General features: G+C 64.4%; 14 protein-coding genes and 2 tRNA genes. 10 read left to right on the forward strand and 6 right to left on the reverse strand.

Annotation, left to right across the window (positions count from 1 at the left end):
- The 5 genes from CZ338_RS08035 to CZ338_RS08055 all read left to right on the forward strand — a co-directional run.
- The coding region (locus CZ338_RS08035) for a lytic transglycosylase domain-containing protein (RefSeq protein WP_143341286.1) at nucleotides 1-434 on the forward strand (434 nt) is incomplete at its 5' end.
- 186 nt (nucleotides 435-620) lie between these two features.
- The gene (gene eno, locus CZ338_RS08040) at nucleotides 621-1,898 is read left to right on the forward strand and encodes a phosphopyruvate hydratase (RefSeq protein ID WP_087117731.1); all 1,278 of its coding nucleotides are present in this window, start codon (nucleotides 621-623) and stop codon (nucleotides 1,896-1,898) included.
- A gap of 58 nt (nucleotides 1,899-1,956) precedes the next feature.
- Nucleotides 1,957-2,556 carry an FtsB family cell division protein gene (locus CZ338_RS08045; RefSeq protein ID WP_087117732.1) on the forward strand — a complete coding sequence of 200 codons (600 nt, stop codon included), beginning with the start codon at nucleotides 1,957-1,959 and terminating at the stop codon, nucleotides 2,554-2,556.
- A 25-nt stretch (nucleotides 2,557-2,581) separates the two neighbouring features.
- Nucleotides 2,582-3,130, forward strand: a complete 549-nt coding sequence (locus CZ338_RS08050) for a DUF501 domain-containing protein (RefSeq protein WP_407919371.1) — start codon at nucleotides 2,582-2,584, stop codon at nucleotides 3,128-3,130.
- Complete coding sequence (locus CZ338_RS08055; protein WP_087117734.1) at nucleotides 3,127-4,068, forward strand: Ppx/GppA phosphatase family protein; 942 nt, start codon at nucleotides 3,127-3,129, stop codon at nucleotides 4,066-4,068. Before CZ338_RS08050 ends, CZ338_RS08055 begins: the two co-directional genes overlap by 4 nt.
- Nucleotides 4,069-4,083: 15 nt before the next feature.
- On the opposite strand, the gene CZ338_RS08060 is transcribed toward CZ338_RS08055, so the two are convergent.
- Nucleotides 4,084-4,332, reverse strand: coding sequence for a hypothetical protein (locus CZ338_RS08060; protein ID WP_087117735.1), 249 nt, complete (start codon nucleotides 4,330-4,332; stop codon nucleotides 4,084-4,086).
- A 169-nt stretch (nucleotides 4,333-4,501) separates the two neighbouring features.
- Here CZ338_RS08060 and CZ338_RS08065 point away from each other — a divergent pair.
- Nucleotides 4,502-4,575: transfer RNA gene (locus CZ338_RS08065), tRNA-Ile, on the forward strand.
- Between the two features lie 206 nt (nucleotides 4,576-4,781).
- Here the strand turns inward: CZ338_RS08065 and CZ338_RS08070 are convergent.
- Nucleotides 4,782-4,854, reverse strand: a tRNA-Asn gene (locus CZ338_RS08070).
- A 144-nt stretch (nucleotides 4,855-4,998) separates the two neighbouring features.
- Nucleotides 4,999-6,687, reverse strand: a complete 1,689-nt coding sequence (locus CZ338_RS08075; protein ID WP_087117736.1) for an AbgT family transporter — start codon at nucleotides 6,685-6,687, stop codon at nucleotides 4,999-5,001.
- A gap of 80 nt (nucleotides 6,688-6,767) precedes the next feature.
- Here CZ338_RS08075 and CZ338_RS08080 point away from each other — a divergent pair, with 80 nt between their 5' ends.
- From CZ338_RS08080 to CZ338_RS08095, 4 genes are all read left to right on the forward strand, one after another.
- Nucleotides 6,768-7,454: a hypothetical protein gene (locus CZ338_RS08080; RefSeq protein ID WP_087117737.1), complete on the forward strand. Its 687-nt coding sequence runs from the start codon at nucleotides 6,768-6,770 to the stop codon at nucleotides 7,452-7,454.
- Between the two features lie 24 nt (nucleotides 7,455-7,478).
- Nucleotides 7,479-8,318, forward strand: coding sequence for a serine hydrolase domain-containing protein (locus tag CZ338_RS08085; RefSeq protein ID WP_087117738.1), 840 nt, complete (start codon nucleotides 7,479-7,481; stop codon nucleotides 8,316-8,318).
- 13 nt (nucleotides 8,319-8,331) lie between these two features.
- Nucleotides 8,332-9,276 (forward strand): trimeric intracellular cation channel family protein, encoded by a 945-nt coding sequence (locus tag CZ338_RS08090; RefSeq protein WP_162287327.1) that lies wholly within the window; start codon nucleotides 8,332-8,334, stop codon nucleotides 9,274-9,276.
- A 336-nt stretch (nucleotides 9,277-9,612) separates the two neighbouring features.
- Nucleotides 9,613-9,993: a hypothetical protein gene (locus CZ338_RS08095; RefSeq protein ID WP_087117739.1), complete on the forward strand. Its 381-nt coding sequence runs from the start codon at nucleotides 9,613-9,615 to the stop codon at nucleotides 9,991-9,993.
- Between the two features lie 21 nt (nucleotides 9,994-10,014).
- On the opposite strand, the gene CZ338_RS08100 is transcribed toward CZ338_RS08095, so the two are convergent.
- The 3 genes from CZ338_RS08100 to aceE all read right to left on the reverse strand — a co-directional run bounded on the left by CZ338_RS08100 (nucleotide 10,015) and on the right by aceE (nucleotide 14,424).
- Entirely contained in the window at nucleotides 10,015-10,449 is a 435-nt protein-coding gene (locus CZ338_RS08100) for an acyl carrier protein (protein ID WP_087117740.1), read from the reverse strand.
- A gap of 110 nt (nucleotides 10,450-10,559) precedes the next feature.
- Nucleotides 10,560-11,258, reverse strand: coding sequence for an excalibur calcium-binding domain-containing protein (locus CZ338_RS08105; RefSeq protein WP_087117741.1), 699 nt, complete (start codon nucleotides 11,256-11,258; stop codon nucleotides 10,560-10,562).
- Between the two features lie 385 nt (nucleotides 11,259-11,643).
- Complete coding sequence (gene aceE, locus CZ338_RS08110; RefSeq protein ID WP_235839509.1) at nucleotides 11,644-14,424, reverse strand: pyruvate dehydrogenase (acetyl-transferring), homodimeric type; 2,781 nt, start codon at nucleotides 14,422-14,424, stop codon at nucleotides 11,644-11,646.
- Between the last annotated feature and the right edge of the window lie 72 nt (nucleotides 14,425-14,496).

The following is a 14,496-nucleotide window of genomic DNA, read 5'->3' on the forward strand; positions in this document are numbered from 1 at the left end:
GGGTGGAAACGCGCCACGGCACCTACAGCGGAAAGATTGCGGCGGGGGCGCGACTGGATGAAGCTGGCAGGGCGTTCCCGCCGATCATTGGGCCCGCGCTGGACGGCGAAGGATTCGCGCACGTGACCGACACGGACGGCGGGGAGTACGACAATGACGCGGAATTTGACCGTGCAGTCGGGCCGATGCAGTTCATCCCGGAATCATGGGCCCGCTACGGGCGCGATGCCAACGGCGACGGGTACGCGGACCCGCAGCAGATCGATGATGCTGCGCTGGGTGCCGCGAACCTGCTGTGCTCCGGCGGGCGCGACCTGGACACGCCGGAGGATTGGCGGGACGCGATCCTCGGATACAACCACTCCAACGACTATGTGATCCGTGTGCGCGATGCCGCCGCGAACTATGCCGTTGGGCAGCCGGCGCATAGATAGACGCATCGATAGAGTAGATCCCTCGCCGGACCTTGTCGGATTGGTGTAGCTGGAGTGATTTGGGGGATTGAAAGTGGTTAATTGTTTGATTGTTTTTGTTTGTTTTTGAATGGACCCTGACCATCGCGGTGATTTTCTGGAACAATTGAGGGCGTACAAGCCAACTTCGATTAAAGGAGAACTTCAATGGCTGACATCATGTTGACGTACGCTCGCGAGATCCTGGATTCCCGCGGTAACCCGACCGTCGAGGTCGAGGTCTTCCTTGACGACGGCTCCCACGGCCTCGCCGCCGTCCCGTCCGGTGCCTCCACCGGTGAGCACGAAGCGCACGAGCTGCGCGACGGCGACGACCGCTACGGCGGCAAGGGCGTGCGCAACGCTGTCCGCAACGTCAACGAGACCATTGCCGACGCAATCGCGGGTATCGAGGCTGACGACCAGCGTGTGCTGGACGCAACCATGATCGAGATTGACGGCTCCGACAACAAGAAGAACCTCGGCGCCAACGCCATCCTCGGTGTTTCCATGGCCGCCGCGAAGGCTGCCGCTGACTCCGCTGGCCTGCCGCTGTACCGCTACATCGGCGGCCCGAACGCTCACGTCCTGCCGGTCCCGATGATGAACATCCTCAACGGTGGCGCACACGCTGACTCCGGCGTGGATGTCCAGGAGTTCATGATTGCCCCGATCGGCGCGGAGACCTTCACCGAGGCGCTGCGCCAGGGTGCGGAGGTCTACCACGCACTCAAGTCCGTTATTAAGGACAAGGGCTTGTCCACCGGTCTTGGCGACGAAGGCGGCTTCGCCCCGTCCGTCGGCTCCACCAAGGAAGCTCTGGACCTGATCGTCGAGGCTATTGAGAAGGCTGGCTTCAAGCCGGGCACCGACATCGCACTGGCGCTGGACGTCGCCTCTTCTGAGTTCTTCGAGAACGGCTCCTACAACTTCGAGGGCGGCCAGCACTCCGCCGAGGAAATGGCCAAGGTCTACGCCGACCTGGTGGAGAACTACCCGATCGTGTCCATCGAGGACCCGCTGGACGAGAACGACTGGGAGGGCTACACCAAGCTCACCGCCGAGATCGGCGACAAGGTCCAGATCGTTGGCGACGACTTCTTTGTCACCAACCCGGAGCGTCTCGCCCGCGGTATCGAGGAGAAGGCCGCGAATGCTCTGCTGGTCAAGGTCAACCAGATCGGTACCCTGACCGAGACCTTCGACGCTGTGGAGCTCGCCCACCGCAACGGTTACCGCACCATGATGTCCCACCGCTCCGGCGAGACCGAAGACACCACCATCGCCGACCTGGCTGTTGCTCTGTCCTGCGGCCAGATCAAGACTGGTGCTCCGGCCCGCTCCGAGCGCGTGGCCAAGTACAACCGCCTCATCCGCATCGAGGAGGAGCTCGGCCCGGCAGCTGTCTACGCCGGCCGCGATGCTTTCCCGCGCTTCAACAAGTAGCGGCAATAGCGCGCCTCACGCACGCGGGTAGCGCGGCCACGTAGACTACACAGTCACTATGGCCGCATCATCCGCACGAGGCGCACGGCGCAGCGACACCAGCCCCCAGCGCAACGGCACGTCCGGAGGCGCTGGGGGCTCACGTCGTCGACCCACGACGGTGCCCGTGGCTAGCCGCGATGCTGCACGCGCGGTGAAGAAGAAACGGCCGCGCACAGACATGCTCAAAGGAGACATCGTCGGCGTCGCGGTGCTCATCACCGCGGTCTTGATTGTCCTTGTGGCCATTGCCGTCCCGCTGCGCAACTACTACACGGGCAAGGCTGAAATCGCGCGCCTCAACGAGTCCATCGCAGCGAAGGAAGAGGAGAAGGCTCAGCTCCAGGAAGACCTCGAGCGTTACAGCGATGCGGACTACGCCAAGCAGGAAGCCCGCCGCCGCCTCGGCATGATGGAGCCCGGCGAGACCGCATGGCGCATCATTGATCCCCGCATGCAAGGCACGACCATCACCAGCGAGCACGCCGAAGACCCGGACGCAGACAAGCCGTGGAACCAGATCCTGTGGGACTCCCTGCGCGAGGTGCCCAAGGAAGAAGCAGAAGAGCAGGCGCCGGAGCCGGCCCAGCCTCCCGCTGAGACGCCCGAACAGCAGTAGCGCGGCATGTGCGACAATGAGCGTCATGCAGAAACCAACGGAGGAGCAGCTCGCGGTCGTCGAAAAGCAGCTTGGCCGCACCCCGCGCGGCGTGCTCGAGATCGCGTACACGACGCCTGACGGGCAACCAGCGGTCGTCACAACGGCGCCCAAGCTTGACGACGGCACACCCTTCCCCACCCTCTATTACCTCACCGACCCCCGGCTGACCGCTGAAGCGTCCCGCCTGGAGGTCGCGCAGGTGATGAAGTGGATGGAGTCCCGGCTGGGCACCGACACCGACCTGAAGGCCGATTACGAAGCCGCTCACCGCAACTACCTAGACAAGCGCAATTCCATCGAGGACCTGGGCACCGATTTCTCCGGCGGCGGAATGCCCGACCGCGTGAAATGCCTCCACGTCCTGATCGCGTACGCGCTTGCCGAGGGGCCCGGTCGCGTCCGCTTGGGCACCGAAGCCGTCGCCTTGGCTGCCGAGCACGGCGACCTGCGCGGCACCGCGATTCCCGCCGACTGGCCGTCGCTCGCCGACCTGGGCATCACCCTCGCAGAAGCAGGGGAGGGGCTGGCATGACCCGTGTGGCAGCCGTCGACTGCGGCACCAACTCCATCCGTCTCCTCATCCACGACTCTTCAGCCGGCGAGATCTGCCGCGAGATGACCATCGTCCGTCTGGGCGAGGGCGTCGATGCGACCGGCCGGTTCCACCCCGACGCCATCACCCGCACCCGCGACGCCTTAGCCACATTTGTGGAGCGCATGTCGTCCGAGGGCGTCGAAGCCGTCCGCATGGTGGCCACGTCCGCGACGCGCGACGCCGCCAACCGCGACGACTTCTTCGACATGACCCGGGAGCTCCTGGGCCGCATCCAGCCCGGTGCTGTCGCCGAAGTCATTTCCGGCGAGGAGGAAGCTGCTCTGTCGTTCCGCGGCGCCACCACGGATCTTGATACCGCCCGCGGCCCCTTCTGCGTCATTGACCTCGGCGGCGGTTCCACCGAGTTCATCGTCGGCACTGGGGCTGACATTCTCGGCGCTCATTCCACCCAGATGGGCTGCGTGCGGATCACAGAGCGCTTCATGCGCACCGATCCGCCGACGGAAAAGGAGACCGCTGCCGCCCGCGACTACATCGACGCGCAGATCGCTACGGCGATAGGAACTGTTCCCCTCGGCCAAGCCGCGACCTTCGTCGGCTGCGCCGGAACGTTCACCACGCTGAGCGCACTCGCGCAAGGGTTGGAGTCCTACGATCCGGAGGCCATCCACTGCTCCGAGATCACCTTCGACGACATGCGCGACGTGACGGCGACCTTGCGCGCCCAAACCGCCGCCCAGCGTCTCGAGAACCCTGTCATGCATGCTGGGCGTGCCGACGTCATCGGCTCCGGCGCCGCCGTCGTCGAACAGCTCATGGCCGCCATCGAGCGGGAAACCTCTGGCACTGTCTCGTCGTTCGTCATCAGCGAGAAGGACATTCTCGATGGAATCGTCGCCGGCTTGCTCGACTAGCGATCGACTTTCGCCTTAGTCCTCGTCGGGCTCGTAAATCTCGTGGTCGCTCTTGCGCACGTTCTTGATCTCGCGCATCCGCGGATCCGGGTCGAGCTGGTTCGCGATCGTTTTGCGCGTTGAGCGGATTACCTGCTGGGTGAGAGGGGAGTTGACCACCTTCTGCGTAGTGTCCACGATCTGGTGGTAGCGCTTGCGGCCCGCCTTCGTGCCCATCACGTATCCGGCTGCTGCTCCAACCGCCAGCTGGGTTAAGCGTCCCATGGTGTTGCGCCTCCTTGTCGAGCTCCGTGCCAGTACCTTTTCACCTTAGCGAACCCGCCTGTCCGCGGTCACACGGGTGGATTGCCGGGTGCTCGCACCCCGCAGTTATACTTTGACAACGCGTCCGGTCACCACTCGGCAACCCCAGTGGCCACCGCGGACGCAGCGAGGGGCTATAGCTCAGTCGGTTAGAGCCGCGGACTCATAATCCGTTGGTCGCGGGTTCGAGCCCCGCTGGCCCCACAATTCTTTTCTGGGACACGCCGTGCGCGATGTTCTTTTGCTCGCTCGGACAGGAAGAGCAACTCGCAGCTCTGCACCCGCCGCGACTGCTTTTTGACTACACACTTCGATACTGCAGGCTACATTTCGCTATCCTGCACTGGGTGCAAACATACAAAACGCCCCCCAACCAGCGTCTTTACTGGTCAGGGGGCGTAATCCAACTGCTCCTCCAACTGGGCTCGAACCAGTGACCCTTCGATTAACAGTCGAATGCTCTGCCAACTGAGCTATGGAGGAATATTTAGTGTTGCTTCCTTGCTCGGTGCAACGAAATGTAACCATAGCGTGTTACCAACGAGAACCAAAAATCGTATGGTCAAAGCCTGTTTTTGGATTGGCTGTTGGAGGCATTTATCGGCAATGTGGGATGACTTGAGAGCTCTACACGTCGTAGCTCATCGGCGATCCGGGTCCGAGCGGGATGCCCAGGAAGTACCAGACGAGGAAGAACAGGAACCAGCCGACGCACATTGCCACGGAGTAGGGGAGGGCAAGCGACATGAGCGTGCCAACGCCGGCCTTCTTGTAGTACTTCTGCAGGAAGGTCAGGGCGACGGCGAAATAGGGGGACATCGGGGTAATGATGTTCGAGGGGGAATCGCCGATGCGGTAGAGCATCTGGGTGACTTCGGGGGCGATGCCGACGTACATCATCATCGGCACCACGACGGGCGCCATGAGCGCCCACTGGGCGGAGCCGGAGGTGATGAACAGGTTGATCAGGGCGACCATGAGCACGAACGCGGCGAAGAGTAGGACGTTCGGCAGGTCCCAAGCCTGGAGGAGCTCGGAGCCGCGGATGGCGGTCCAGGAGCCCAGGTTGGACCACTGGAACCAGGCGAGGAACTGCGCGACGGCGAAGAAGAGCACGAGCATGGGCAGGAGGGTCTCAAGGCCCTTGGCCATGAACCCGGGGATGTCGGACGGGCTCTTCACGGTGCCGACGATGACACCGTAGACCAGGCCGGTGAGGAAGAACGCCAGGGCGATCGGGACAGCGATGGCCTGGATCAGCGGGGACTGCATGAAGCCTTCCTCCGGGCATGCGAACGGCGAGGCGGGGATGAACAGCAGGGCGAAGTATGCCGCGAAGAACGCCAGCAGAGCGAGGCCGGCCCACAGCAGGCCCTTCTTCTCCAGCGGGGAGAGCTCGAGGTCGTCCTGGGACGCACCTTCGGAGGCGTTAGAGCCGTCAGTCCCTTCAGGGCCCCCATCGGAGTCGGAGGTCACCGCGTCACCGTCAGCATCGTCGTTTTCCGTGGCATTGGAGGGGTCGTCGAATTCGAGTTCGGAGGCGTCGATGTGGTCTTCGTCGATAAGTTGCTGTGCCTTCTTATCCACGTAGAACTCGGTGACGGCGGTGATGATCAGTGAGAGCACCACGGCGGACGGGATGACGAAGAAGATGTTGGCGAGGGGGGAGACGACGTAATTCTCGTCGACAAGCTGGGCGGCGGAGGTGGAGATGCCGGCGAGGAGCAGGTCCGTGATGTTGAGGATCAGCGACGCGTTGAAGCCGGCGGAGGACGCCGCGAACGCGACCATCGCGCCAACGATCGGGGAGCGGCCCACGGCGTAGAACGCCATCGCGCCCAGCGGAATGATGATCACGTAGATCGCGTCGGATGCGACGGAACCCGTCACGCCCGCCAGCGCGACCATGAAGGTGAGCATCTTCGGGCTGACGCGCACCACCATGCGGCGCACCAGCGCGGACAGCAGACCGGCTTGCTCCGCGACGGACACGCCGAGCATCACCGCCAGGATCACGCCCAGCGGCGGGAACGCGATGAAATTCTCCACCGCGTCGGACACCATCCGCGAGAGATTCTCTGCGGTAAGCAGGTTCTCCACGCGGATTTCCTCGCCCGACGAGGGGTCGACGGCGCTCAGGCCCGCGCGGCTAGCCAGCCACGACGACACCGCCACCACGCCAGACAGGATCACGAACAGCCAGAACGGGTCCGGCAGCTTGTTACCGATCTTCTCAATCCACCCGAGGAACCCCGACGATTCATTCGGGTCCTGTGTGGTCTCGTCCTTGCGCTGTGTTGTCGTGGAGGCGCTCATGGGCGGCAGCTTACAGAAGCGGCGGGAACAATTTCGGCAGACCAGCCACGGGGCACCGCTTATCGACGTAACCTTTCCCCATGAAACCCACTTTCCCCTTCCGCCCCCGATCCGTCTCCGCCCTGGCTATTTGCTTGGCCTCCACGGCCGCCGTTCTGCCCGCCGCTCCCGTTGACGCTGCCGAGGACACCGCGGGCGCCGCCGGTGCCGAGACCAACACGTGCTCCATCCGCTACACCGCCGAGGAGATTCCTGCGATCGCCGCCGAAGAGCTGTGGACGGCGCACTACGAGGACGATTCTTGGCGCGTCGTTCTCAAGGCGTACAACGCGAAGAAAGCCGAGCTTGCCGGGAAGCTGAAGCGCGGGGAGAACACCGCGGACCTAGTCGGCGTTCTGCCGCTGAAGGAACAGGGGGAGACTGCTACTGCTTCCTCCGTGTTCCGGAACATCTTCGACGAGACAAGTTCTCTCACTCCCGAACGCACCGGCCATGTGCCGTACGGTGCGCTGGCGTTCATGTACAACGCGGACGACTGGCGTACCCAGGTCGCCAGCGCTGGTTGCCCCGCCGAGCGTCCCGCACCGCCGAAGGAGACCCGCGCGGTCACCGTTCCCGAAGGTTCCGCCGTCGCACCGAAGGAGTGGCAGGGCGCGCTGATCGGTCTGCTCGCATTGCTGGGCATCATCGCCGCCGGCACAGCGCTCGTGCCGCAACTGGCGCAGCTCCAGCTCCCGCAGCTCCCTCCGCTCCCGTTCTTCGGCTAGCTCGAGGGCGCTAGGCTGGCGGGCATGGAACTCGCCCCGCACCTTCGTGACTGGCCCGCCGACACCGTCGCCGCAGCCCTCATTACGCCGAGCGCAGCCGACGCGAGCAGCACATTCACCTTCGGCGACCAGGACCACGTCTTCGAGCTCGCCAGCGTGACCAAGCTGCTGTCCGCATACGCATTCCTCATGGCGGTGGAGGAGGGGGTCTTCGACCTGGACACCCCGTGCGGGCCGGAGGGCTCCACGGTGCGGCACCTGCTGGCGCATGCGTCGGGCGTGGGATTCGACACCCGCGAACCCCAGAAACCCGTGGGGGAGCGCCGCATCTACTCGTCCGCCGGCTACGAGATCCTAGCTGAGCACCTCGAAGCCGAGACCGGCATGACCTTCACCGACTACGCCGCGCAGGGGGTGTTCGAGCCCCTCGGTATGAGCTCGACCGAGATCTACGGTTCGGCGGGGCATGGGGGGAGGTCGAGCGTCGATAATTTGCTCTCCTTTGCGCGCGAGCTTCTCGCACCCACGTTGCTCGCGGAAACCACCGTGCGCGAGGCGTTCACTAACCAGTACAGCGATCTGCGCGGCATCGTGCCCGGCTACGGAATGCAGAAGCCGTGCCACTGGGGACTCGGGTTTGAAATCAAGGACAGCAAAGACCCCCACTGGACCGGCGACGGCATGCCCGCAGACACCGTCGGCCACTTCGGCATGGCCGGCACCTACCTGTGGCTCGTCCCCGCCTGGTCCGACTCGCCCGCCGCCGGTGCTGCCATGGTCGCGCTCACCGACCGCCAATTCGGCGACTGGGCCAAGCCCCTCTGGCACGACACCAATACCCGCATCTTCAGCGAGCTGGCTTAGCTACGATACTTGCGTGTATTTCGGCGGAATTGACAACGCAGTAGGCCAAGCAATTGCCATCCTCGACCTGATCGGGGTGTTCCTCAACGCCATCATCGGCGGCACTGTCGCCCGGCGCATGAAATTCGACGCCGTCGGCTTCATGCTCATCGCCATCATTTCCGGCATGGCCGGCGGCATGATGCGCGACGCGCTGATCGGCAACACCCCCGTCGCTGCGCTTGTGGACCCCTGGTATATCTCCATCGCCGTCCTCGGCGCCGCCGTCGCTTTCTTTGCCAACCTCCACGGATATTTCTGGGAGCTCGCACGCTTCCACGGCGACATGATCATCCTCGGTGTCTGGTGCACCACCGGCACCGTCACTGCCATCGGCGCCGGCGTCGCGTGGCCCGGCTGCATCCTCATGGGCGTCCTCACCGCCACCGGCGGCATGGTCATCCGCGAAGTGCTCATCGGGCGCATCCCCCGCATCCTCAACGACCAGCAAATGTACGTCGTGCCCGCCATAGCCGGCTCCATCACCGCCATGGTCCTCTACAACGCCGGGTACCCCACTGCGGCCATTGCTGCCGCGCCGTTCGTCGCCTTCATCCTCGGCACCGCCGCCTACTGGGCCGGCTGGTACGTCCCCGTCACCATGGACAACGCCCCCATGAACACCTGGGCACGCTACGCGCTCGGACGCATGGCCAAACTCGAGCCCGCCGCTTTTCGACGTTGGCGCCACACCAAATCCTCCCACCCCACCGAAGATCCGCTTGCCGACGACGGCATGATGCCCACCAAAGGCGAAGTCCGCCACGCTCTCCGCGGCGGCGTCAGCCCACTCCGTGGCCCCGGCCCCGAACTCAAACCCGCCACCCCCGACGAATTTCTGGGCGCCCTTTACCGCGTCTACGTCCACCCCGACGGCGATGACTCCGAAGACGGGTGGGCCCGCCGCCGCGAGCCGTAGCCTTCCCCGGTACCCGCCGCGAGCCGTAGCCTTCCCCGGCACGCCTGCCCGACGAACCCTCGACCGCCCGTTGAACGATCGGGGGGATCAAGTACTTGTCGAGGGTTGCCGCTGTGACTCAAGCGAAGCAACAATCGTCACGAGTCACATGAGGCCGTTGGGGAAGACGAACCTCGTCTGGCGCACCCGCGCGACTTTCCCATCACGGGCAGAGATACCGGTACATGCTTTCACGCTTGCTCGCCGTGTGTTGGATAGCCACCGTGAATGGGATACGGGAAACCGAACTGGTCGGCCGCGGAGTGCGTTTTAGAAGCGAAAGGACCCCTCCCCGTCATGACTACGACCCTCGCTGCCACTGACGCTGCTGCGACCCACGCCGCCGCCACCCACGCCGCCACCACTGACGCTGCTGACCGCTCGCAAGATTCTTCTGCCCGCGAGCGCCGCGTTCTCGCCATCTCCTCGATGCCGCGTCACCTCCGCCTTCGCGTTGAGGGCCTCATGTACGAACACCTCAGTGACCCCGACCTCGCACTGCCGCTCGTCAGTGTTTGGGACACGCCCTGGTTCACTCGCTGGCGCAGGGAGCCGTCCCGCGCCGGGACCGTGAGCTGCCGCGAAGTGATCGAAGCACCGGCTGAGGAGTTCGCGACCTTCCGCAGTGCCCTCGCGGAGCTGGCGCAGACGTTCCGTTTTGAGGCGCACGTCGATTAGCAGGAACGCGCTTCGCGGTAGCTAGTCTTCCGCTGGCGCTTCGCCGCGCGACTGCTCGCTGAAGAACTGGGCCATTTCTCCGATCGTCGCCGACGGGTCAAGGACACTTTCGTCGACGCGCACCCCGAAATGCTCCTCGGCGCGGACCGCCAGCTCGATGCGGGTGAGCGAATCGACCCCGAGGCTGCCGAAGGTGTCGCCAGTCTCGACCTCGCCCGCGTCTTCGACGACGCCGACCTTTGCGAGAAGGCCCGCCAGCTGAGCGAGGGCGCCGCCCGCCCCGGTTCCACCTGCCCCGGTTCCGCCTGCCCCGGTTCCGCCTGCTATGTCAGCTGCACCGCCCGCGGCGCTGTTTCCGTCCGCGGCGTTGCCGGAATCACCGTAGGATTCGCCGTCGGGAACGAGGTCGGGGTCTAACCCGAGCTTGGCTAGGTCGAGGCGCTGGGAAAGTTCCATGCGCCCATTCTAAAAGCAGGTAAACGAAAGCACCTTCGCGGCGCCGCAGTCCAGTTGGTAGGGGACTTGGCGGTACGAAGGTGCTCAGGGGCAGTAGTTTTCAGTAGCTCTTAGCGGGGGCGCTTTTCACATCCGACGCCGTCGCCGTCGCGGTCGAGGTGGCTGCCGTAGCCGGGCTCGTTACGACGAATCGGGCGCCCCAGGTCGTTCCACACAGCGCGGCAGTTGGCGTAAGTCTTGGCAGGCTTTGCCGCTGGGGCAGGGCGGGGAGCTGGTGCAGGTTTCGGCGCAGGGGCAGCTGCAGGGCGCGGTGCAGGTGCTGGGGCGGGTGCTGGGGCGGGTGCAGGCTTCTGCGCAGGAGCAGGGCGGGGAGCCGGCTTCGGCGCCGGGCCTGGAATGAGACCCGGAGCGGGGTTCGGAATGAGACCCTGCTGAATCGCCCAGAAGGCACCACCAGCGAGAGCCGCGATTGCGGCAACGACACCGATGACAATGCCAGCAATCTGCCCGCCAGTCAGACCGTCCTCGCCTCCGTCGGCCTTGTCGGTGCCAGTCTTACCGGTGCCAGTTTTACCGGTGCCGGTCTTGTCTGCGCCGGTCGGCATGGTCTCTTTTCTGATTCTGGCATCAGCTGGGGCTCCAGCAGCAGTTTCGGCGGCTGGGGCAGCGAGAGTGACGTCGGTGGCAGCGGTGATGTAGGGCGCAGCCGTGGGGGCGTTCGCTCCGGTGTTGTCGTAAGCGTGGGCAGGGGAAAGGCTGGCTGCAAGAATGGCGGCAGCGGTCGCCAGTGAAATGACAGACTTCTTCATGGGAAATAACAATCAACTACGGCTGATTGGCTTGCAAGGCATTCCCGGCAATTACCCCCGAAACTCGTTGCTTCCACCCCCGGTCGCAACGATGGGCTGGCATCAGTTCTGTGCGTTTCCCGTCAGCGGCGAGGGAGAGCCGAGCGACAGTGGTCGTTGCCAGTGGCAGGAGAAGAACGGGGGCCTACTAGAAGACTAGGAGAAGAACTAGGAGAAAAATAGGAGACGGCCCGGAAAAGACGCGGTCCTCTCGGTGTGCCCACGCCTATAGGACACGCCCGTAGAGCTGAAAAACTCCCCACGAGCGGGAGCTGATTTCTCAGTCCAACTCGTGGGGAGCTATTCAAAGGGGCAGGGAGCCGATCAGGCTAGAACGCGGGAGGGTTTAGCCCATCGCGTTCTCTTCGCCGTCGTCGGAGCCGGAGTGAACGGGCTCAGCGGCGGTCGGGTCATCGACCTTGAGGTCCTTGGCGGCTTGGGCGGCGACGGAGATGTCGATCTTGCCTTCGTCGGCAAGCGCGGTGAGCGCTGCGACGACCATGGACTCGGCGTCGATGTTGTAGTAGCGGCGTGCAGCCTCGCGGGTGTCGGAGAAGCCGAAGCCGTCGGCGCCGAGCACGGTGTAGCGGCCCGGGACGTAGGGACGGATCATTTCCTGCAGCTCGGTGGTGAAGTCGCTCGTCGCAATGTACGGGCCTTCGGTCTGCTTGAGCTGCGTGGTGGCGAATGCCTCACCCGGGTCCTCGGCCGGGTTCTGGATGCGTGCCTTGTTGCGGGCTACGCCGTCGCGGGCGAGCTCGGTCCAGGAGGTGACGGAGTAGACGGCGGCGCCGACGTTGTACTCGTCCTGGAGGATCTGCTGGGCGCGCAGTGCCCACGGCATGGCCACACCGGACGCGAGGAGGGACACGGTGTTTTCCTTGTCCTCGCCACGGTCGTAGAGGTAGATGCCCTTGTGCAGGCCTTCGACATCGAGATCGTCGGGGCGGGCCGGCTGGTGGATCGGCTCGTTGTACACGGTGAGGTAGTACATGACGTTCTCGCCGCCGTCGGGGCCGTACATGCGATCGATACCGCGGTTGATCAGGTACGGCATCTCGTAGGCGAACGCGGGGTCGTACGCGACGATCGACGGGTTGGTCGACGCGAGGACGTGGGAGTGGCCGTCCATATGCTGCAGTCCCTCGCCGAACAGTGTGGTGCGGCCGGCAGTTGCACCGACGATGAAGCCGCGGCCCATCTGGTCGCCAGCTGCCCAGAAGTTGTCGCCGGTGCGCTGGAACCCGAACATCGAGTAGAAGATGTACATCGGGATCATGGGTTCACCGTGCGTCGCATAGCTTGTTGCGGCGGCGATGAAGCTTGCCGACGACCCGTCCTCGTTGATGCCCTCGTGCAGGATCTGCCCCTCCGGGGCCTCGCGGTAGGAGAGCTGCAGGTCGTGGTCGACCGGGACGTAGTTCTGGCCCTTCGGGTTGTAGATTTTCAGGGTCGGGAACCAGGAGTCCAGGCCGAAAGTGCGTGCCTCGTCCGGAATGATCGGGACGACGCGCTTGCCGATCTCCTTGTCGCGCATGAGCGACTTGAAGGTGCGCACGAGCGCCATGGTGGTGGCGACCTTCTGCTTGCCGGAGTCCTTGAACAGAGCGCGGAAGGTCTTCTCAAAGTCGGGCAGCTCGAGCGGCGTGTAGTTCACGCGGCGCTCCGGCAGGTAGCCGCCGAGCTCCTTGCGGCGCTCGAGCATGTACTTGATTTCCTCGGACTCGGGGCCCGGGTTGTAGTACGGCGGCAGGTACGGGTCCTTCTCCAGCTCCTCGTCGGAGATGGGGATTTCCTGCATGTCGCGGAAGAGCTTCAGGTCGTCGAGGGTGAGGCTCTTCATCTGGTGGGTGGCGTTGCGGCCCTCGAAGCTGTGGCCGAGGCCGTAGCCCTTGATGGTGAGCGCGAGGATGACGGTCGGCTTGCCGTTCTTGGTCTCCAGTGCCTTCTTGTAGGCGGCGTAGACCTTGCGGTAGTCGTGGCCGCCGCGGCGCAGGTTCCAGATCTCCTCGTCGGTCATGTCTTCGACGAGCTTGGCGGTGCGCTCGTCGCGGCCGAAGAAGTGCTCGCGCACGTAGGCGCCGTCGTTGGCCTTGAAGGTCTGGTAGTCGCCGTCCTTGGTGGTGTTCATGATGTGGACGAGGGCGCCGTCCTCATCCTTTTCAAGGAGCTCGTCCCACTCGCGGCCCCAGACGACCTTGATGACGTTCCAGCCGGCACCCTTGAAGAAGGACTCCAGCTCTTGGACGATCTGGCCGTTACCGCGCACTGGGCCGTCGAGACGCTGCAGGTTGCAGTTGATCACGAAGGTCAGGTTGTCCAGCTCGTACAGGCTGGCCATCTGCAGCAGGCCGCGGGATTCCGGCTCGTCCATCTCGCCGTCGCCGAGGAACGCCCAAACGTGCTGCTGGTCGGTGTCCTTGATGCCGCGGTCCTGCAGGTACTTGTTGAAGCGGGCCTGGTAGATCGCGTTCATCGGGCCGAGACCCATGGACACTGTCGGGAATTCCCAGAACTCCGGCATGTCGTGCGGGTGCGGGTAGGACGGCATGCCTGCCCCCGGGCGGGAGTGCTGCTGGCGGAAGCCGTCCATTTGCTCTTCGCTCAGGCGGCCTTCGAGGAAGGCGCGGGCGTACATGCCCGGGGACGCGTGGCCCTGCATGAAGACCTGGTCGCCGCCCTGCGGGGCGTCCTTGCCGTGGAAGAAGTGGTTGAAGCCGACTTCGTAGAGCGCCGCCGCGGACGCGTAGGTGGAAATGTGGCCACCGACTTTGATGCCGGGGCGCTGTGCGCGGTGCACCATGATGGCGGCGTTCCAGCGGATCCAGCGGCGGTAACGCTTCTCCATTGCCTCGTCGCCGGGGAACTCCGGTTCGAGGGAAGTCGGGATGGTGTTGACGAAGTCAGTCGACGTCAGTGCCGGCAGCGGCACGCGCTGAGCGTTTGCGCGCTCGAGCAGGCGCAGCATGAGGTAGCGTGCTCGCTCCGGGTCAGAGGCCTCCAGAAGCCCGTCCAGGGAGTCCATCCACTCCTTGGTCTCTTCCGGGTCCGGGTCGTGAAGGTATGACGCGACGCCGTCTCGGATGAGAGGGACGTTGGAATCGTTCAGGTTTTCGGGGTCAGACAAGACCATCCTCCGATAATTTGGTGTGGTTTCCACCAGCGTTTCCGCACGTCAAAGAGGGGCTTGTTCAACCGC

The organism is Corynebacterium urinipleomorphum (genome assembly GCF_900155535.1).
Taxonomy (GTDB): Bacteria; Actinomycetota; Actinomycetes; order Mycobacteriales; family Mycobacteriaceae; genus Corynebacterium; species Corynebacterium urinipleomorphum.